Raw genomic sequence first — 19,843 nt, forward strand, 5'->3', positions numbered from 1 at the left:
TTGCCTCGTGCAAATGGGTTCGAACGACGTCGAGACGGCATTTCCAGATGGCACGACGGCAGTGGCTTCGGACTTATCCGGTCGGCGTTTCCTAGGTCGGCAATGACGGCGCGTTCTCGAGAGGATCAGATCCAGATCGCGGATGCCAATCGCATGTCGAGCGACACATCGAAAACGGCGTTGAACGATAAAGAGCGTCTTGAGTTCGCGCTGGACGCGACCGCAACAGGATTTTGGAGTTACGATCGCTCGACCGACACCTTTGATGTCGACCGTCGGATGCAGGCCCTCTTGGGAATGACGGGCAAAGCCTTGGTCACGAAAAACGAATGGCTTGAGGCCTTGTCGCCGACGGACGCTCTGGTGTTCTCTGCTTTTCTCAACGCGGCCTCGCGGGGAGAAGCAACGTCGGATGATCTGGAGCTTCGATTTCGTCGCTTCGATATGGGACCAGATCGTTGGCTGGCCTTACGGGCGAAGTCGATGCCACAACAGGATGGTGCTGAGATCGTCGGCACCGCTCGCGACATCTCGGACGTGCGGTTGCACCACGAACAGGTGCATGTGCTCATGCGCGAGGTCACGCATCGATCCAAAAACCTGCTGGCGATCATTCAGGCGATGGCGCGACAGACCGTGAAGGACAGCTTGACGGCGGCGGACTTCGAACGTCGCTTTTCCGCGCGCCTTCGTGGCCTGTCGTTTTCGCACGAAATCCTAGCGGCGCAGGACTGGCGCGGCGCCTCGTTGATCGATCTCGCGCATGGGCATCTCAGCGCCATGATCGAACAGCATGGAGAGCGCGTGAGCATCACGGGTCCGGCGATCTTCATTCGCCCCGAGGCGGCTCAGAATATTGGGCTTGCGCTCAATGAATTGACCAGCAACGCGATGCGGTTCGGCGCCTTGTCGGGCCCGGCGGGCCGGGTCGCGGTCGAATGGAGCCTCGAGGCCGACCAATCCGGCGAACCGCGTTGGCTGCATGTGCTTTGGAACGAATTCGGCGGCCTTGCGATCGAACCCCCGCTGCGCCAGGGGTTTGGGCATAAGGTCATGGAGCGCGTCGTCGCCCGCGCGCTGGATGGTATCGCGAACATGACGTTTGCGCCCACCGGGCTGCAATGGTCCCTGCGGATCCCACTTCACCACCTGATGATCGAGGACGACGTCTAGGGGCGAACGCGACGTCGCGCGCCACGCCCTTCGCGCCGTCAAACGCAATCGAGGCCGCATCCGCGACCTCGATTGGTTATCCCGCTGAACTCAGGCGATCAGGCGTTTGGATCTTTCGACCGCTCGGCGCGCTTGCGCTCGTTCGGATCGAGCTTGATCTTGCGAAGACGGATCGATTTCGGCGTCACCTCGACAAGCTCATCGTCTTCGATATAGGCCAGAGCCTTTTCCAGCGTCATGCGGATCGGCGGGGTAAGCCGAACCGCTTCGTCCTTGCCGGCGGCGCGGACGTTGGTCAGCTTCTTGCCCTTCAGCACATTGACTTCAAGGTCATTCTCACGGGTGTGCTCGCCGATGATCATGCCCTGATAGACCTTCCAGCCGGGCTCGATCATCATCGGGCCGCGATCCTCGAGGTTCCACATCGCGTAAGCGACCGCTTCACCGGAGTCGGTCGACAACAGAACACCGTTGCGACGGCCCATGATGCCGCCCTTCCAAGGCGCATAATTATAGAACAGGCGGTTCATGATCGCCGTGCCCTTGGTGTCGGTCATCAATTCGCTCTGATAGCCGATCAGTCCGCGCGTCGGCGCGTGGAACACCAGCCGAAGTCGATTGCCACCCGACGGCCGCATCTCGATCATGTCGGCCTTGCGCTCCGACATTTTCTGCACAACGACGCCCGAATGCTCCTCGTCGACGTCGATCACGACCTCTTCGATCGGCTCCATCCGCTCGCCACTATCCTCATCGGTGCGGAACACCACGCGCGGACGCGACACGCCGATTTCAAAGCCTTCGCGGCGCATCGTCTCGATCAGGATCGCAAGCTGCAATTCGCCGCGACCCGACACGACATAGCTGTCGACATCCGGCGAATCGGTGATTTTGAGCGCAACGTTGCCTTCGGCTTCCTTGTGAAGCCGATCGCGGATCACGCGGCTGGTGACCTTGTCGCCTTCGGTCCCTGCCAGCGGGCTGTCGTTCACCAAAAACGTCATCGACAAGGTCGGCGGGTCGATCGGCTGCGCGTGCAGCGCCTCCGTCACTTCGGGAGCACAGAGCGTATCGGCGACGTTGAACTTCGTCAGGCCCGCGATCGCCACGATGTCGCCGGCTTCCGCCACATCGATCGGCGCCCGCTCGATGCCTCGGAATGCGAGGATCTTGGAGACGCGACCCGTCTCGATCACGGCGCCCGAGGCGTCGAGAACTTTGACGGACTGGTTGGGCTTCACCGAACCGGCGAAGACACGACCCGTGATGACGCGGCCGAGATAGGGATTGGCTTCCAGCAGCGTTCCCAGCATGCGGAACGCGCCTTCTTCGATCTTCGGCGGCGGTACATGCTTGAGCACGAGCTCGAACAGAGGCGTCATGCCGTCCTGCGGCCCGTCCGGGCTATTCGCCATCCAGCCGTTGCGGCCCGACCCGTAGAGGATCGGGAAATCGAGCTGGTCGTCCGTGGCGTCGAGCGCCGCGAACAGGTCGAACACCTCGTTGACGACCTCGGTGACCCGCGCGTCGGGCCGATCCACCTTGTTGATCGCGACGATCGGGCGAAGGCCGAGCTTCAGCGCCTTACCAACCACAAATTTCGTCTGTGGCATCGGGCCTTCGGCCGCATCGACCAGCACGATCACGCCGTCGACCATGCTGAGGATACGCTCGACCTCGCCGCCGAAGTCCGCGTGGCCCGGCGTGTCGACGATATTGATGCGCGACTCATGCCACATCACCGACGTGGCCTTCGCCAGGATCGTGATGCCACGCTCTTTTTCGAGATCGTTGGAGTCCATCACGCGCTCGGCAACCCGCTGGTTGTCGCGGAACGAGCCGGATTGCTGAAGAAGCTTGTCCACGAGCGTCGTCTTGCCGTGGTCGACGTGGGCGATGATGGCGATATTGCGCAGGTTCATGATTCAAATCTTGATGTCGAGTGAGAGCGCGCGCACGGTTGACGCACCCGAAGGGTCTTTTGGGCGGAAACAAAACAGGCATCGGCCCGCAGACGCTTCTCGCAAATGCGAAAGTGTCCTAGCCGACACAGCAGGATTTGCAACCTCGATCGCGCGAACGGGGCTCAAACGCCGCCGAAAGCGTCGAATTTAGCTCTCTTTCGCTGACATCCGGCGCTGTCCCAAGCCGTGCAGGTGGAGACCAAGAGCCGCGACCACAAGAGCCACCCCGAACCAGCAAACCGCCGGCCAGCCACCCTGATGCCAGCAAATCGTAGCGCCGGCGGACCCTGCGGCACCGCCCAGGAACATCCCGCCGACCAGGATGGTGTTCAGCCGATTGCGCGCGTCCGGCCGGAGCGAATAGACGATATGTTGGTTCGACACCAAGGCGCCCTGTTCACCGATATCGAGCAAAAGGACGCCGACGATCAACCCAGCAATGGAGCCCCACAGTCCAAACACGGCCCATGAGAGCACCATCACGACGATCCCGAGCCCAATGGCGACATGTGGTCCCCGACGATCCGCCATCCGGCCCGCGACAGGCGCGATCAACACGCCAATGGCGCCGACAAGGCCGAACAAACCGGCGACATCGGCCCCCATATGATACGGCGGCTGTTCAAGCCGAAGCGCCAGAATGGTCCAGAACACGCTGAACGAGGCGAACAGAAGGGTCTGGATCGCCGTCGCGCGACCCAAGTCCGCCTCGGTCCGCAGCAGTCCCCATAAGGAGCCCAGCAGCGTCCAGTATGAGTCCTTGGTCTTTGGCGCACTACGCGGCAGCACCGCGGCCAGTAGTGCAGTGACGGCCAGCATGATGCCGATGGCGACGACGAACATCATGCGCCATCCAAACCAGTGCCCGATGAAGCCCGCGAGGGTCCGGCCGGAAAGAATGCCGCAGAGCAAGCCGCTCATGACAGTGCCGATCACGACGCCGCGCTTGTCCGGCTCGGCAAGCTCCGCCGCGAAGGGGACGATTTGTTGCGCCATCGTGGCGAAGATGCCCACCAGAATTGAACCGGCCACCATCAAGGCAGGGGTCGGGGCGATCGCAACGACCAGCAGCGCGAGGCACAGCACGGCGGACTGCACGAGGATGAGACGACGTCGCTCGACCCGGTCGCCGAGCGGGACCAAAAGAAAAATCCCCGCTGCGTAACCGAGTTGGGTCGCGGTCGGTACGAAGCCGACGAGGCCCTCTTGCCCCGGAAAGTCATGCTCCATCACGCCGAGTAACGGCTGATTGTAATAAATGTTGGCGACCGCCGCACCGCAGGCAAGCGCCATGACGAACGTCAAGGTGCGGCTCAGGCCCGCCCCTGCCTGAAGGGCGCCGCGCGGTTGCTGGTTCATGGTCTGCCGATCTCACGACGATCCGGAAAGCCGATGCCTTACATGCATTGGCGGCCAAGAACCAATGCCGGAACGCACCAGCAGCCATCCGAATGATCGATCGAGCTTTGGGCGTGGCGGCGCCGGTGCGACGCTTCGATCGTCAATGCGACGTCGGGGTGCCGGCCTTCGGATGAAACAGACGATTGACCGCATCGGCCGTGAGGCTGCCGGCCGATTCGGCTTCCGCGGCGCTCTGAACGTGGAAAATGAACTTTCCGTTCCGATCATAGACGTTGCCATTCCGGCAAGTCCCGATTTTCTGCTCGGATGCGTCATAGACGTCGCCGTCTTTCACGCGCGCCACAATGGCGCCTTCGCTGTCCAAAATGCGGTCGATCATGAGATCCTCCCCAGGGCACGGTTTGCCGGCGACACGATGGAGCTGTTGGCCGAGCCCTCCCTTATAGACTCAGGAGGAACGCCCCCGCTTGTCAATCGACAATCGCGATTGGGCCGATGAAGGATTGACGACACTGCGGCCATCATCGACGCGGTTGCCGATCCGGCGGCCAAGCGCGGGCCCTGCAACAAACCGCAGGGCTTCCAAGAAGCGGCGCCTCGCCAACGGCCTTCCCAACGACCCGCCCGCTCGGCTTGCTGCGCGGGAACGAACCGCCTAGGATCGATGGTCATAGTCGCAACATCGACGACGCAAGGCCGCTGATCGATCGAGCACGGCAGCGAAAAGACGGCGGAAGTCAAGACGAATGACGGTCGAACAGGATGAACCGAGGCCGGTGCGGTTGAGCGCGGCAGCGGCTGAACGCGAGGCGCGCCGGACCGTCGAGCGCGAGGCGCGCTTAGCCGAGGCGTTGCGCGAAAACCTTAAACGTCGCAAGGCGCAGGCGCGAACCCGCAGCGCCAACGACATCTAAGCGCCCCCTTTTAGGCCCGGTCACTCGAGGCGCCCCGCCAAGCGACGTGATGTCGGACGGGGCCGGACCGACAGCCAGACATCAAGCGAGGAACAATGGATCGAATTCGCATCGTTGGCGGTCACCAGTTGAACGGCAGCATCCAGATCTCCGGAGCCAAGAACGCCGCGCTTCCTCTGATGATCGCGAGCCTGCTGACCGACGAAGCTTTGACGTTGGAAAATCTCCCGCGCCTCGCCGACGTCAGCATGCTGGTCCGCATCCTCGGCAACCATGGCGTCGATTATTCGATCAACGGCAAACGGCCAGGCGAGGCCGCCATTGCGGGACAGACCGTCCATCTGAGAGCGGAGCGGATCGTCGACACAACCGCACCTTACGACCTTGTCTCCAAGATGCGGGCGAGCTTCTGGGTCGTGGCACCGCTGCTGGCCCGCATGGGCGAAGCGCGTGTGTCGCTGCCCGGCGGCTGTGCCATCGGCACTCGCCCGGTCGACCTGCTGCTGATGGCTTTGGAGCGGCTCGGCGCCGATATCGAGATCGAGAACGGCTACGTCATCGCGAAGGCGCCACATGGCCTTACGGGCGCCGAGATCGAATTTCCAAAGGTCACGGTCGGCGGCACGCATACGGCCCTGATGGCGGCGGTGCTGGCGCATGGCAAGACGGTGCTGATCAACCCGGCGCGTGAGCCGGAAGTCGTCGATCTCGCCGAATGCCTGATCAAAATGGGCGCCAAGATCAAGGGCGCCGGAACCTCGGTCATCGAGATCGACGGTGTCGCAAAGCTCGGAGGGGCTCGCCACACGGTGCTGCCCGACCGGATCGAAACCGGCACCTATGCAATGGCGGTGGCTATGACGGGTGGCGACGTCATGCTGCAAGGCGCGCGTCCGGAATTGCTGCAAGGCGCTCTCGACTCACTGGTCCAAGCCGGCGCCAAGGTGTCGGCCACCAACGAGGGCCTCCGCATTCAGCGCAATGGCGCGGGTATTTCGCCGGTCGATATCACGACCGAGCCGTTCCCCGGCTTTCCGACCGATCTGCAGGCCCAGTTCATGGCTCTCATGACGCGAGCCGGCGGCTCGTCCCGTATCCGCGAGACGATCTTCGAAAATCGGTTCATGCATGTCAGTGAGTTGAGCCGCCTCGGCGCGCGCATTCGGCTCGAGGGCGATGCGGCGATCGTCGATGGCGTCGATAAGCTGAATGGCGCACAGGTAATGGCGACGGATCTGCGCGCCTCGGTGTCGCTGGTGATCGCTGCGCTTGCGGCAGAGGGAGAGACGACGGTCAGCCGCGTCTACCACCTCGATCGCGGCTTCGAGCATCTCGAGCACAAACTCGGTCAATGCGGCGCGCACATCGAGCGGCTCTCCAACCCGGGCTGACGCGCTTTGGCGCGGCGGTCTTGAAACCGAGATGCGATCCGCTCATTCATTGTCGCGCGGGCACATGGCCGGCGCGAGGGGAACGGGACCGCGATGACCAATCGACAAGACGCCACGACAGAGACCGCAACCGACGCTGACGAACACCTGCGGCTGGTGGTGGTCGACGCGGACGATCTCGCGGTCGTGTCGGCCCACATGCAGGGTGCCGACGTGAAGATCGGCGACATGACTTACCTGCCGCGAACAAAGCGCTTCGCCATGGTCATGTCGCGTTTCGATTGGGCTCGCGCCATCGAGGGTCCCCTGGAGCGCTGTGTCGCGGGGCTGCATTTCGAGCGTGTCCTGCATGTCTCGCAATCGGGGTTGGACCGTTCCGATGCCGACCGGAACGAGCGGTTGCTGGCGATTTCGTTCATTGCCGATGACGCACCCTCCGGCACGGTGCTGCTCGCTTTCGCAGGTGGCGGTTTGGTGCGCCTGACGGTTGAATGCCTCGAGGCAGAAACGCGCGACATGGGCCCACGGTGGACCGTGACGTCACGACCCGACACGTCGCTTCCAGCAGCCATATCTCAGAGCTAGTCCGGCACGTCACCCTGCCGGACGGCATCCTTGCGCCACACGGCGCCAGCAACCAAAAGAGGTACGATGCCTGTTCGTCTCGACCGCCGCGACTCTGACTTCGAACAGCAATTCGCAGCCCTGCTGGCGTCGAAACGCGAGGTCGCCCAGGATGTCGACACCGCCGTGGCCGCCATCATCGCCGACGTGATCGCACGGGGCGATGCGGCGTTGCACGACCTGTCGCAACGCTTCGATGGTCTCGATCTCGGTCTGGTCGGCTTGCGGGTCTCCGAACAGGAGCTCGACGCGGCGACCGAAGCCGCGCCAGCGGACGCCATGTCGGCCCTCAAGGTCGCGCATGAGCGCATCACCGCGTTTCACGACCGGCAAAGGCCGATCGATCATCACTTTACCGACGCGCTCGGCGTCGAGCTCGGTTGGCGCTGGACCGCCATCGAGGCGGTCGGGCTTTATGTGCCGGGCGGTACGGCGAGCTATCCGTCCTCCGTTCTGATGAATGCGGTTCCGGCGAAGGTGGCCGGATGCCCGCGTCTCGTCATGGTGGTGCCGGCCCTGCGGGGCGTCATCAACCCGTTGGTTTTGGCGGCAGCCCGCCTCGCCGGGGTCGACGAGGTGTACCGGATCGGCGGCGCGCAGGCGGTGGCGGCGCTGGCCTTCGGAACTGCCAGCATCGCACCCGTCGCCAAAGTCGTCGGCCCCGGGAATGCCTATGTGGCGGCCGCTAAACGACGTGTCTTCGGCACGGTCGGCATCGACATGATCGCAGGCCCCTCGGAGGTCCTCATCCTGGCCGACGGAACCGCCAACCCCGCCTGGATCGCCGCCGACCTTCTGGCGCAAGCCGAGCACGATGCGTCCGCGCAATCGATCCTCATCACCGACGATCAGGCGCTCGCGGACGCGGTCGCGCGGGCCGTGTCGGACCAGTTGAAGACGCTGCCGCGTGTCGCCATCGCGACGGCGAGCTGGGAGGATTTTGGGGCCATTGTAGTGGTCCCGAGCCTGCGATCGGCAATCGACCTTGTCGACCGGATCGCACCGGAACATCTCGAGATCATGGCCGAGGATGCCGACAGCCTGACGGAAAGCGTCCGCAATGCGGGAGCCATCTTCGTCGGTGGCCACACACCCGAGGCGATCGGCGATTACGTCGGCGGGTCGAACCACGTTCTGCCGACCGCCCGCTCGGCACGGTTCTCTTCCGGCCTGGGTGTGCTCGATTTTATGAAGCGGACCTCGATCCTGCGCTGCGATGCCGCCTCTTTGGCCCAGCTTGCAGCACCCGCCATCGCGCTGGCGAAGGTCGAGGGCCTCGAGGCTCATGCGCGGTCGGTATCGATCCGCACCAATTCGGTCTGACCGATGGACCAATCGGACCCGACGCGATGCCGCCTCATGGCGGTCGATCTCGACGACGGGACGATCGGTCGTGGCACGCCGGATCAAGAGCACGAACGCCGGATCGCAATCTTCGACCTCGTGGAAAATAATCGGTTTGTGCTTCCCGGCCATGATGGTGGGCCCTACCGGCTCGGGATCGCGCTGAAAGGCACTAAGCTCGCGCTCGATATCCGCACCGAGGATGATGCGCCGGTGGTGCTGCACATGCTATCGCTGGCGCCGTTCCGGTCGTTGTTGAAAGATTATTTCTTCCTCTGCGAGCGTTATTATTCAGCCATCCGGACCGCGACCCCAAGCCAGATCGAGGCGATCGATATGGGCCGCCGCGGCCTCCACAATGAGGCTGCCGAGCTGTTGGCACAGCGCCTGCAAGGCAAGATCGTCGCGGATTTCGAGACGATGCGGCGGCTGTTCACGCTCGTGACGGCGCTGCATTGGAAAGGGTGAGCGGCATGCCGCAAACCCAAGCGAAAGGCTGAGCGGCATGCCGCAGAGCCCAGACAATCCGATGAACGGCACGCCGCGAAGCTCGGTTCAATCCGTGCTGTTCGCCTGTTCGGAAAATGCTGTTCGCTCCCCGATCGCCGAAGCGATTGCCCGGCGGCTCATCGGACACTCCACCCACCTCATTTCGGCAGGGGTCCGCCGGGGCGACGCCAATCCCTTTACGCTCGAAACGCTGGCCGAGATCGGCATCGATCTGTCGCGCCATCGTCCGCGCACGTTCGAGGATTTGGAAGAGTCCAGCTTCGACCTGATCATCACGCTATCGCCAGAGGCGCATCATCGAGCGCTCGAATTCACCCGCACCATGGCGGTCGAGGTGATCTATTGGCCGACCTTCGACCCAACGGCCGTCGAGGGCTCACGCAGCGCCGTGTCGAGCGCCTTTCGCCTGGTGCGCGACACGCTTGCGAAACGCATCGACCTCTGCTTTGGCGGGATGGTTGCGGCACCCTCCTGATCGCGGATCAGACTTTTCGCGGCAAGCCGCACCTTTGCGACCGCTCGACCGTTGAAACACAAGCGGAAAGATCAACATTCTGCTCTCACGGACCAACCACGTCGCCCATTAGGTACATTGATGATCGCAAAGTCCAAGGCTCGAGTCTCGACCGGTGTTTCCGGGCTCGACAACATCCTCGGCGGCGGGTTGACGCCGGATCGGCTCTATCTCGTTGAAGGGACACCCGGCACCGGCAAGACGACGTTGGCGCTTCAGTTCCTCATGGAGGGTATCCGCCAGGGGGAGTCTGGCCTTTACATCACCCTGTCTGAAACCGAGGAGGAATTGCGGGCTGGAGCCGCCACGCATGGATGGACGCTCGACGGCGTCACGGTCTCTGAACTCGTCACGGAGGATGGACTCGACCCCAACCAGGAGCAGTCGATCCTGCATTCGTCGGAGATCGAGCTTGGCGAGACGACGGGACGGCTGATCGATCTCGTCACCACGTTGCAGCCGCGTCGCATCGTCTTCGATAGCCTCTCCGAGTTCCGGCTTCTGGCGCAAAATCCATTGCGCTATCGACGCCAAATCTTGGCCCTCAAACAATTCTTCGCCAACCGTAAGTGTATCGTGATCCTGCTCGATGACCGGACGTCGGAACCGACGGACCTGCAGCTGCACAGCATCGCTCATGGCGTCATCCGGCTCGAGCAACACGCTCAGGATTATGGCAGCGAGCGGCGCCGTCTGCAGATCATCAAGATGCGCGGTACGAAATTTCGCGGCGGCTTCCACGATCTGAACATCGAGACAGGCGGCATCGTAGTCTTCCCGCGTCTGATCGCGTCGGAACATCATGCGGATTTTGTTGCCGTTCCGCTCGGAACCGGGTCGAACCAGCTCGATGCATTGCTGGGCGGCGGCTTGCTGCCCGGCACCAACGCGCTGTTCAGTGGTCCCTCGGGTGTCGGCAAGACATCGACGGCCGTGAGTTGCATGACGGCGGCGATCCGCAGCGGCAAACAGGGCGTCTATTATCTTTTTGACGAGGGACGGGCGACCCTCCTGGAACGTGCTGCCCACCTCGGTATGGATCTCGGCACCGCGATTGAAGCCGGCAAGGTGGACCTGCGTCAGATCGATCCGGCCGAGTTGTCGCCGGGCGAATTCGCCAATCACGTGAGGCGCGCGGTCGAGGAGGATGGCGCCAACTTCGTCGTGATCGACAGCCTCAATGCCTACCTGCACGCGATGCCGGGTCAGAAATTCCTGTTGCTTCAGATGCATGAGTTGCTGACCTACCTGAATCAGCTGGGCGTCGTCACGATCTTGATCCTCGGCCAGCACGGCATCGTGGGCGATGTCCGCAGCGACGTGGATCTCAGCTATCTCAGCGATACGATCCTTCTGTTCCGCTTTTTCGAAGCGCAGGGTGAGGTTCGCAAAGCGGTGGCCGTGGTCAAGAGCCGGGCCGCCAAGCATGAGCGAACCATCCGCGAGTTCAGGCTGACGTCGACCGGGCTTGAGGTCGGCAAAGCCTTACGGGACTTCGAAGGCGTGCTGTCCGGCCTGCCGAGCTATCGCGGCGAGCAGCCGATGCTGGGGCAAGAACCAAGCGTCGAGGCCTGAGATGGATCGACGGATGCTCATCCTGGCGCCGCGCGGTCGGGATGCTCAAGTCATCGAGCAGGTTCTCGGCAAAGCCAACGTTCGATGCGTCGTACTTCCCGATGCGCGGAGCCTGTCGCAGGAACTCGAGCGCGGCGCCGGTGCTGCCGTCATCACCGAGGAAGCGCTCTCGGACTCCGACGTCCGTGTCTTGCGACGCTGGCTCGATGCACAGCCCTCATGGGCCGACTTCCCGTTCATTATGCTGACTCTGCCACGCACCAGCCAAAAAGCATGGTGCGGCATGATCTTGTCGAAGCTCTCGGCAACGTCGTCCTGCTCGAACGGCCCATCAATGCCGAAACCTTGACCAGCGCCGCGGCGTCGGCGCTTCGCGCGCGGGACCGGCAATACGACGCTCGTATTCACTGGCTCGACCGGGAGAATGATGACAAGCAGCTTCGTATGGCGCTGATGGCCGGCAATCTCGGATCGTGGAGCCTGCATCCTGTCAGCAAGGCGCTGGTGGCGTCGGACCGGTTCAAGGCGCATTTCGGTCGCGAAGCCAACCGGGACTTCACCTATGAAGATCTGCTGGCGTCCGTCCATCCCGACGATCGCGAGAAACAGCGAGCGGCTGCCGAACCCACCTTCACGCGCCAGGAGGATTATAAAATCGAGCATCGGGTTGTCTGGCCCGACGGCACGATCCACTGGATCCAGGTGAGCGGACGCACCGTCTATGGCGACAACGGAAGGCCCACAACGATCAGTGGCGTGTCGTTGGACGTGACCGAACGGCGGCGGTCGGAAGATGTGCTTCAGCATCGCGTCGGCGAGGCGGTCGCCGAAAGCCAGCGCGCTCAAGCGGCGCTGGTTCAGGCCCAGAAGATGGAAGCCGTGGGCCAACTCACCGGAGGCATCGCGCATGACTTCAACAATCTCCTGACCGCGATCGTTGGAAACATCGATCTGATCAGCCGACGCACGGATGACGACCGCATCAAGACCATGGCCGGACGCGCCAAACACGCCTCCGACCGCGCCGCCAAGCTCACCAGCCAATTGCTCGCCTTTTCGCGGAGCCAGAAGCTGGACCTCCGACCGGTCAATATCGACGCCTTGATCGGCGGCATGGGCGATCTCGTTTCGCGATCGATTGGGCCGACCGTCGCGGTCAAGACCGCGCTCGGCGCCGCCGGGCGGCTGGCCTTAGCGGACGCGAACCAGATCGAGCTGGCTCTGCTCAATCTGGCCATCAACGCGCGGGATGCCATGCCGGCCGGCGGTACGTTGACGATCGGCACCACCTTGCAGACGAGCGCGCAGCGGGGTCAGGCCGAGAGCTTCATCGTCATCACGGTCGCGGATACGGGGTTCGGCATCGAGCCCGCGATCCTGTCTAAAGTGTTCGATCCGTTTTTCACCACCAAACCGGTCGGCAAGGGAACCGGCCTTGGTCTAAGCCAAGTTCATGGGATCGCCCATCAATCGGGTGGGTCGGTCCGGATCGAGAGCGAGGTCGGCAAGGGAACCACGATCGAGATTTGGCTTCGCGAAAGCGCGGAGCTTGAGCGTGAAGCCGACGCGGCCGGCGCGGTCGATGCGGAGATCACGAGTGGTCGCGGCCACGTCCTGGTGATCGACGATGATCCGGACGTTCGCCGGTTCGTCGTCGAGTGCCTCGAAATCCTCGGCTTCACGGTTACGCAGGCCGACCACGGCAAGGCTGGCCTCGACCGACTAGATCAAGACCATCCGGACCTCATGATCGTCGATTTTGCCATGCCGGGCATGAACGGCGCTCAGGTGGCGGCGGCCGCACGTGAACGGCAGGCCGGGCTGCCGATCATCCTGGCGACCGGTTATGCCGATACGGGATTGGTCGAGGGGGCCTTCGCGCAAGACGAAATCCTGCGGAAGCCTTTCTTGATCAACGACCTGTCGCGCGCCGTGCGTCACGCGCTGAACTTGACTTGAAGTCACGCCCTGGGGGTCATCCCTCAGCGCGCGCCACCGTCATCCAGCGTGCCGCATAGGCTTTGAACGAAGAGCCAAGCGGCTCCGACTCGAACACGCTCGAGGGTGAAGGAAATGCCGCCCCCTCGTGCGACTGCGAGCGATCCTTCAGGACCAGGAGTGCGGCCCCGCCGCTTGTGCCGGTGGTGCTGTGCGATCCCGTCACGCTCCGACTCGTCATCGCCTGCAACACGTCGAGATAGAGGATGTTGCGTGCGAATGGCCCCTCGACGATCGTCGGCCCGGTGGCTTGCAGCAGGTCGAGGCAGGTGGCGGTCATTAATCCGGCATAGAGGCTCGCCGCGACGGTGCGTTCGGCCGCGGACAGGCCATCGGCCGCATGGGTCCAACGTCCCACGCCGTGCGGGAAAGGGCCGTTCCCCGGCGCGAAGGTCGGCAGCACCATGATGCCGCGCTCCAGCACCTCAGCCAGCGCGACGCGATCGGACGAGGCGGGCTGCTTGCCGGCCAGGATTTCGAATTCCCGCCCGCCCATGAACCGAGCGGACGGCACGGGTCGCCCGAACGCGTCCACGTTGACGAGCGTATCGCGGGCCGCATCGAGATGCGCCATCGAGCCGCCGGTCGCAAAGACGATCACCCAGGTGCCTGTAGAGACGACCGACACCGGACCGGCGTCACCGATGATGTGGGGCAGCAGCGAGGCATTGGAATCGTGGATACCGCAGGCGACCGGGATCGAACGGTCGATGCCGAGCCGCGAGGCGATCTCCGGCCGAAGGTCACCGAGTATATCGAAGGCGGAGCGAAGCGGCGCCATCCTGCCGGACCAGCCGGCTCGCTCGACCAGCGAGGAGAAATTCCTCGCTTGAGGGTTCCAAAGATCGGTATGGGAGCCGAGCGACGTCGCCTCGTTGGCCGCGACGCCGGTGAGCCACCAGGCCCAATATTGCGGATACATCATGATCCAACGGGCGCGGTCGAAAGCGTCGGGGAAGGTCTGTTGCTGCCAGAAGAACTGCGCGCCCGCGTTCAACCCGCCCGGCAGGCTGGGCGAAAAAGTCTCGGAGAACGGCGGCCGGATCCGGTCGTAATCCGCGCGGGTCGCATCGACACCGCGATATTCGTAATCCAGCACCGGCAGCGCCAGCCCGGTCTCGCCGAGGAGGACGCCCGAGCCACCATGCGCCGTGATCGAAATCGCGTCGATCGGTTCGGCGCCCTCGCGGACGAGGTCGGCGAGGCCATCGAGGAAGAAGCTCTGCATCGCCACGATATCGAAATGTGGATAAGGCCCATTCTGCCGCACCACGTTGGGCGTCGTGCGAACCGCAAGATCGGTGCCGGTCGCAAGATCGTGCAGCAAGACCTTGACGTTGGTCTTGCCGATGTCGAGCACCGCGACGAAGCGACGGTCCGGCATGAGGCTCTCCTCAGGCAAGGTGAAACATGGGGGCGAGCGGGGTGACGACCGGCTCGTTCGAGGCATGCGTCTCCATGATGTCGGCCATATGGGCCCACCACCGCTGCATCACCGGATGAAAGGGGAGCGCTTCCATCGTGTGATCCGTCCGCCGCCACAACACGCCGAAAAGCGTGTGGGTCGCGGGATCGAGATGGATCGAATAATCCGACACACCCGCCTCGTGCAGCAGATCGACCAACTCGGGAAAGATCGCATCGTGTCGGCGCCGGTATTCCTCGGCTTTCCCCGGATGGAGCCGCATTGTGAACGCAACCTTTTCCAGGCCGACTGATGGCTCGATCATCGGGCGGGCCTCGGGCGGTTGGAGATCTTGCGCGCCAGGATCGGGGCCGCGATGACGGTGATCAGCATGGCGCCGATCACGATCGACATGATGATGCCGGGAACGTTCAGCAGCCCAAGACCGTAGGTGACGAGCCCCATGACGAAGGCCGCGATCACGACGCCACCGATGGTACCCGAGCCGCCGAGAATATTGACGCCGCCGAGCACCACGATCGTGACGACGTCGAGTTCCCAACCGGCCGCAATGGACGGGCGCGTCGAGCCGAGCCGGGAGGTCAGCATGACGGCCGCAAGCCCGCTCGCGAGGCCACTGACGAGAAACAGGATAAACTTGATCCGGCCGACCCGAAGGCCCGAAAACCGAGCCGCGAAGGGATTATTGCCGATCGCCCGCACGGCGCGGCCGAACACGCTTTTGTGCAGCACCACGGCGGCCACGACCGCCAGCAGCAGGAACGTCGCGAATTCGAACGAGATCATCTGCCAGACATAGCCCTGGCCGAAGAAGGAGAAGCCGGTGGGGTAATCCTTATAGGACCCATCGCCGAGCACGAGATAGCTGATGCCGCGAAACAGGCTCATGGTGCCGATCGTGGCCACGATCGAGGGCAGCCCGAGCCCGGCGATGAGCAGACCGTTGAAGCAGCCGCAGAGGGCGCCGACCACAAGGCCGATCGCGACCAGCTCCGGGACCGAAGCTCCGGCGTGAGCGGCAGCGCCCATCGCGGTCGAGGCCACCGCGATGATGCCGCCGACCGACAGGTCGATCTCGCCCGACATGATGATGAACGCCATGCTGAGCGCCACGATCGACTTTTCGGTAAAGTTGAAGGTGGCGTCCGACAGGTTCCAGATATCGAGAAAGAACGGCGACGCGAAGGAATTGGCGATGAAGATCAACGCCGCCACGACCAGCAACAGGGCTTCCCAGCTTTTGAGGAAGCGCCCAAAACCAGAGCCGGTCTGATCGGGAATCGCGCGCGGCATTGCGACAGTCGACGTCGGTAGAGCGGTTCGCGTGTCGATTGTGGTCATGTCGGCTTACCCGAGAGGACGGTCGTGTTGCGAAGAATGATGCGGCCCGCTTTGCGTTCGGAGCGCGTATTCAGCAGGACGGCCGCGATGATGATGGCGCCCGAGATCGCCATCTGGGCGAAAGGGGAGACGTTCACGACCGGCAGCGCGTTCTTGATGATGCCGAGAAATAGCGCGCCCAGAACGGTGCCGCCGACCGAGCCGATGCCGCCCGCGATGGAGACGCCGCCGATCACGCAGGCCGCGATGACGTCGAGTTCGAAGCCGGAGGCGACATCGACATAGGCCACCGCATAGCGCGACACCCAGAGGTAACCGCAAAGCCCCGCAATCGTCCCCGAAAAGCAAAACGCCATGAAACGCGCCCGACCCGGATCGATGCCCGCATAGAGCGCCGCGACCGGATTGCCGCCGGTTGCAAACCAAGCTCGGCCGATGGAGGTCCGGTTGAAGATCACCAGCGCCAGACCGATCATCGCCAGCGCGATCCAGGACAAAACCGGGATGTCGAGGATCAACGCGCGGGGCAGGCCCAGAAAGGCGGGCGACATCTGGAAGCTGTTGACCCAGGCGCCGCCCGAGAGGACGAAGGCCATGCCGCGATAGATCGTCAATGTCCCGAGCGTGACCACGATGGGCGGGATGTCGAGCTTCCAGACTAGCAGACCGTTGAAGGCGCCGAGCGCCAACCCGAGCCCGAGCGCCACAAGAACCAACACCACGATCGGCATGTCCGGATGCGCCGCGCCGAGCAACGACACGACCATGCCGGTGAGCGCCAGATTGGCCGCGACCGAGAGGTCAATCGACCGGGTCAGGATCACGGCCGCCTGCCCCAACGCCAAGACGATCAGGATTGAGGTATCGTTAAAGACATTGGCGAGATTGGCCGGCGTGACGAAACCCGGAAACCGAGCGGCAATCAGCGCCAGCAAAATCGCGCAGGCCCCGAGCAGCAGGACCTCGCGCGGCAAACCCGTACGGCGGGTGCGGGCCGAGGCGGTGGCGGTGGGTGATGCGATCGCGCTCATGCGGCCTGCGCCATATTGCCGGTCGCGGCTCGGACGAGCCGCTCGGGCGTCAGGCCCTCCCGCTCAAACGTGCCCGCGTCGCGGCCCTCGCGCATCACCATCACGCGGTCGGCCATGCCGAGAATCTCCGGTAATTCGGACGAGATCATCACGACCGCGAGCCCCTGGGCCGCCAGTTCGCTCATGAAGGCGTGAACGGCCGATTTCGAGCCGATGTCGATGCCCTTGGTGGGCTCGTCGAGAATGATGACCTTCGGCTGCGTGGCGAGCCACTTGCCGATCACCACCTTCTGCTGATTGCCGCCCGACAGGGTACCGACAGGCTGCGACAGCGAGGCCGCGCGTAGATCGAGCCGCGACGCGTAGTGCCGGGCGAGTTCAAATTCCTCGGCGGTGCGGATGAAGCCGTTGCGTGACACTTTCCGTAAGGAGGCGAGCGTGAAATTTTCGACGATCGGCATGGCCAGCACGGCGCCGTGCCGGCCGCGCTCCTCCGGCACATAGACGATGCCGGCCGCGACCGCGTCGGAGGAGGAGTGGATCGCGACCGCCTTGCCATCGATCGTAACTCTGCCGGACGCCGGTCGGGTGATGCCGAACAGGGACTGGCACAGCTCCGACCGCCCAGCCCCCACGAGCCCATAAAGGCCGAGGATCTCACCCCGGCGCAACGTGAAGGAAATGTCGTCGAATTCGGTCGCGTGGCTATAGTGCTCGACCGTCATGATGGTCTCGCCGAGCACGACCTCGCCCTTCGGGAACACCTGATCGACGGTGCGTCCCACCATCATCTGCACGAGTTGGCCGTGCGTGACGTCGGCAAGCCGGCCGGCCCCGACGGTGCGGCCGTCACGAAACACGGCATAATCCTCCGCGATCCCATAAACCTCCTCGAATTTATGGCTGATGAAGAGGATCGCCTTGCCCGCAGCCTTGAGCCGCTCGAGGATGCGGAACAGATCCTCCACCTCCTTGTAGGATAGTGCGGCGGTGGGCTCGTCCATGATGACGATGCGGCTGTCGATCGATAGCGCACGCGCGATGGCGACGAGATGGCGCTGGGCGATCGAGAGATTTTTCAGCAGGGTCCGGGCGCTGATCGGCGCATCGAGGCTATGCAAGATGGCGGTCGCGCGAGCGTTCATGGCGGCCCAGTTGACAAAGCCGAGCCGCGTCTTCGGCGCATGACCGAGATAGATGTTCTCGGCGACCGTCAAATCGTCGAACAACACCGTTTCTTGATGGATGGCCGTGATTTTGGCGTCTTGCGCGGCCTCGGCCGAATCGAACGCCACTCTTTGCCCGTCGATCAGGATGTCGCCGGCGTCGGGTCGATAGATGCCGGTCAGGATCTTGACGAGCGTCGATTTTCCGGCGCCGTTCTCGCCGATCAGCGCGGTGACGCGGCCCGCATGCAACGCGAGGTCGACCCCCTCGAGCGCTTTGACGCCGGGGAAGAGTTTCGAGATGCCGCGCATTTCTAGCAAAGGCGGCCGCAGGGTCGGCGGCGGATCGGCGGCGAGAAGATCGGACGGGAGAGACATGCGGGTCGCGTCCAGTGAGCGGAAGGGATCATGCGACGCATCCGGGCCGCGCGATGCGGACCGGATGCCGAGCTTGATGACGTCTGCGGTCCCGACGCCTGAGGTCGGGCGATCTTCGGCTCAGAAGATCTTGGCGAACTCGTCGACGTTGGTTTTGTCGTAGACGAAGGGGTCGGCCATCGCGCCTTCGTTGCCCGCGTCGAGCTTCAGCTTGCCCATGCGACCCATCGGCAGTTCTGCGCCCGGCTCGGCCTTAGCGCCCTTGACGAGATCATAGGCGAGTTCGGTCGCCGAATAGCCGAGGTCGATCGGGTTCCAGATCGCAAAGCTCTTGGTGGCGCCCGCATGGACGGCACCCGCCATTTCGGACGGAAGACCGAGCCCGGTCACATAGACCTGACCAATTTTGCCCGCATCCTTCACGGCCTGCGCGGCCGCCACGATGCCGACCGAGGTCGGCGCGATGATGACCTTGACGTTCGGGAACTTCTGCAAAAGCCCCTGGGTCTCGCGATAGCTCTTGTCGGATAGATCGTCGCCATAGACCGTGGTGACGAGGTTCAGGCCCGGATATTTCGGCAGCGCCTTCTTCATCTCCTCGATCCAGGTGTTCTGGTTGGTCGACGTGACGGTCGCCGACAAGATCGCGACATCGCCCTTGCCGCCCGGCAACGCATCGGCCGCCAGTTTCAAGCACATGTTGCCAATCAGCGCGTTCGACGACGGATTGAGGTGCAGCATCCGGCCCTCGGGCGCGACGGCCGAGTCCCACGAGATGACCTTGATGCCGCGCTGCATGGCGCGTTTCAGCACCGGCACGACCGCATCCTTGTCATTGGCCGAGACCGCGATGGCGTCGACCTTCTGGGAGATCAGCGAATTGATGACCTCGATCTGGCCTTCGGCGGTGGTCGTCGTCGGCCCCGTATAGACGATCTGAACGCCGCCGAGCTCCTTGGCGGCCTCCTCCGCGCCCTTGTGGGCGGCATCGAAGAAGCCGTTGCCGAGCGATTTGACCACCAAGGCGATCTTGACGTCGGCGGCATACGCCGTGCTAGCCATCAGCCCGGCGATCAACGCCGATGCCAAGGCGACTGTCCTGAATGAAGACATGCTTGTCCCTCCCGTTCGT

19 protein-coding genes are annotated in these 19,843 nt (G+C 63.5%); 10 read left to right on the plus strand and 9 right to left on the minus strand.

The genetic code is table 11. The features are described from left to right. The first annotated feature begins 102 nt into the window (after positions 1-102). The gene (locus EY713_RS03220) at positions 103-1,173 is read left to right on the plus strand and encodes a sensor histidine kinase (protein ID WP_131113537.1); all 1,071 of its coding nucleotides are present in this window, start codon (positions 103-105) and stop codon (positions 1,171-1,173) included. Between the two features lie 98 nt (positions 1,174-1,271). On the opposite strand, the gene typA is transcribed toward EY713_RS03220, so the two are convergent. The 3 genes from typA to EY713_RS03235 all read right to left on the minus strand — a co-directional run bounded on the left by typA (position 1,272) and on the right by EY713_RS03235 (position 4,878). Further along, positions 1,272-3,095: a translational GTPase TypA gene (gene typA, locus EY713_RS03225; RefSeq protein WP_131113538.1), complete on the minus strand. Its 1,824-nt coding sequence runs from the start codon at positions 3,093-3,095 to the stop codon at positions 1,272-1,274. Positions 3,096-3,284: 189 nt separating this feature from the next. Beyond that, entirely contained in the window at positions 3,285-4,496 is a 1,212-nt protein-coding gene (locus EY713_RS03230; RefSeq protein WP_210215305.1) for an MFS transporter, read from the minus strand. 142 nt (positions 4,497-4,638) lie between these two features. After that, positions 4,639-4,878 carry a DUF3659 domain-containing protein gene (locus tag EY713_RS03235; protein ID WP_131113539.1) on the minus strand — a complete coding sequence of 80 codons (240 nt, stop codon included), beginning with the start codon at positions 4,876-4,878 and terminating at the stop codon, positions 4,639-4,641. 367 nt (positions 4,879-5,245) lie between these two features. Here EY713_RS03235 and EY713_RS22665 point away from each other — a divergent pair, with 367 nt between their 5' ends. The 9 genes from EY713_RS22665 to EY713_RS03270 all read left to right on the plus strand — a co-directional run bounded on the left by EY713_RS22665 (position 5,246) and on the right by EY713_RS03270 (position 13,330). Then, positions 5,246-5,413, plus strand: coding sequence for a hypothetical protein (locus EY713_RS22665; protein ID WP_165490971.1), 168 nt, complete (start codon positions 5,246-5,248; stop codon positions 5,411-5,413). Between the two features lie 95 nt (positions 5,414-5,508). Beyond that, the gene (gene murA / locus EY713_RS03240) at positions 5,509-6,804 is read left to right on the plus strand and encodes a UDP-N-acetylglucosamine 1-carboxyvinyltransferase (protein ID WP_131113540.1); all 1,296 of its coding nucleotides are present in this window, start codon (positions 5,509-5,511) and stop codon (positions 6,802-6,804) included. Positions 6,805-6,897: 93 nt separating this feature from the next. Next, positions 6,898-7,389 carry a DUF2948 family protein gene (locus tag EY713_RS03245; RefSeq protein ID WP_131113541.1) on the plus strand — a complete coding sequence of 164 codons (492 nt, stop codon included), beginning with the start codon at positions 6,898-6,900 and terminating at the stop codon, positions 7,387-7,389. A gap of 66 nt (positions 7,390-7,455) precedes the next feature. Continuing rightward, on the plus strand, positions 7,456-8,751 hold the full coding sequence (gene hisD / locus EY713_RS03250; protein ID WP_131113542.1) for a histidinol dehydrogenase: 1,296 nt from the start codon (positions 7,456-7,458) through the stop codon (positions 8,749-8,751). Between the two features lie 3 nt (positions 8,752-8,754). After that, complete coding sequence (locus tag EY713_RS03255; RefSeq protein ID WP_131113543.1) at positions 8,755-9,240, plus strand: UPF0262 family protein; 486 nt, start codon at positions 8,755-8,757, stop codon at positions 9,238-9,240. 37 nt (positions 9,241-9,277) lie between these two features. After that, positions 9,278-9,757 carry an arsenate-mycothiol transferase ArsC gene (locus tag EY713_RS03260; protein ID WP_245572875.1) on the plus strand — a complete coding sequence of 160 codons (480 nt, stop codon included), beginning with the start codon at positions 9,278-9,280 and terminating at the stop codon, positions 9,755-9,757. Positions 9,758-9,877: 120 nt separating this feature from the next. Then, on the plus strand, positions 9,878-11,371 hold the full coding sequence (locus EY713_RS03265) for an ATPase domain-containing protein (protein ID WP_131113544.1): 1,494 nt from the start codon (positions 9,878-9,880) through the stop codon (positions 11,369-11,371). A gap of 13 nt (positions 11,372-11,384) precedes the next feature. Next, positions 11,385-11,720 carry a hypothetical protein gene (locus EY713_RS22670; RefSeq protein ID WP_165491013.1) on the plus strand — a complete coding sequence of 112 codons (336 nt, stop codon included), beginning with the start codon at positions 11,385-11,387 and terminating at the stop codon, positions 11,718-11,720. Beyond that, positions 11,645-13,330, plus strand: coding sequence for a PAS domain-containing hybrid sensor histidine kinase/response regulator (locus EY713_RS03270; protein WP_165491014.1), 1,686 nt, complete (start codon positions 11,645-11,647; stop codon positions 13,328-13,330). The genes EY713_RS22670 and EY713_RS03270 overlap by 76 nt, the downstream gene beginning before the upstream one ends. 16 nt (positions 13,331-13,346) lie before the next feature. Here the strand turns inward: EY713_RS03270 and EY713_RS03275 are convergent, their stop codons facing one another. The 6 genes from EY713_RS03275 to rhaS form a co-directional block, all read right to left on the minus strand. Continuing rightward, positions 13,347-14,753: an FGGY-family carbohydrate kinase gene (locus tag EY713_RS03275; protein ID WP_131113546.1), complete on the minus strand. Its 1,407-nt coding sequence runs from the start codon at positions 14,751-14,753 to the stop codon at positions 13,347-13,349. Positions 14,754-14,763: 10 nt separating this feature from the next. Continuing rightward, positions 14,764-15,078, minus strand: a complete 315-nt coding sequence (locus EY713_RS03280) for an L-rhamnose mutarotase (RefSeq protein ID WP_131119211.1) — start codon at positions 15,076-15,078, stop codon at positions 14,764-14,766. 17 nt (positions 15,079-15,095) lie between these two features. Continuing rightward, positions 15,096-16,136 (minus strand): ABC transporter permease, encoded by a 1,041-nt coding sequence (locus tag EY713_RS03285; RefSeq protein ID WP_165491015.1) that lies wholly within the window; start codon positions 16,134-16,136, stop codon positions 15,096-15,098. Next, complete coding sequence (locus tag EY713_RS03290; protein ID WP_131113547.1) at positions 16,133-17,167, minus strand: ABC transporter permease; 1,035 nt, start codon at positions 17,165-17,167, stop codon at positions 16,133-16,135. The genes EY713_RS03285 and EY713_RS03290 overlap by 4 nt, the downstream gene beginning before the upstream one ends. Further along, positions 17,164-18,711 (minus strand): sugar ABC transporter ATP-binding protein, encoded by a 1,548-nt coding sequence (locus EY713_RS03295; protein ID WP_131113548.1) that lies wholly within the window; start codon positions 18,709-18,711, stop codon positions 17,164-17,166. The genes EY713_RS03290 and EY713_RS03295 overlap by 4 nt, the downstream gene beginning before the upstream one ends. Before the next feature lie 120 nt (positions 18,712-18,831). Next, positions 18,832-19,824, minus strand: a complete 993-nt coding sequence (gene rhaS / locus EY713_RS03300; RefSeq protein ID WP_131113549.1) for a rhamnose ABC transporter substrate-binding protein — start codon at positions 19,822-19,824, stop codon at positions 18,832-18,834. Positions 19,825-19,843 lie beyond the last annotated feature (19 nt).

The organism is Lichenihabitans psoromatis, from assembly GCF_004323635.1.
In the GTDB taxonomy this organism is placed as follows: Bacteria; Pseudomonadota; Alphaproteobacteria; order Rhizobiales; family Beijerinckiaceae; genus Lichenihabitans; species Lichenihabitans psoromatis.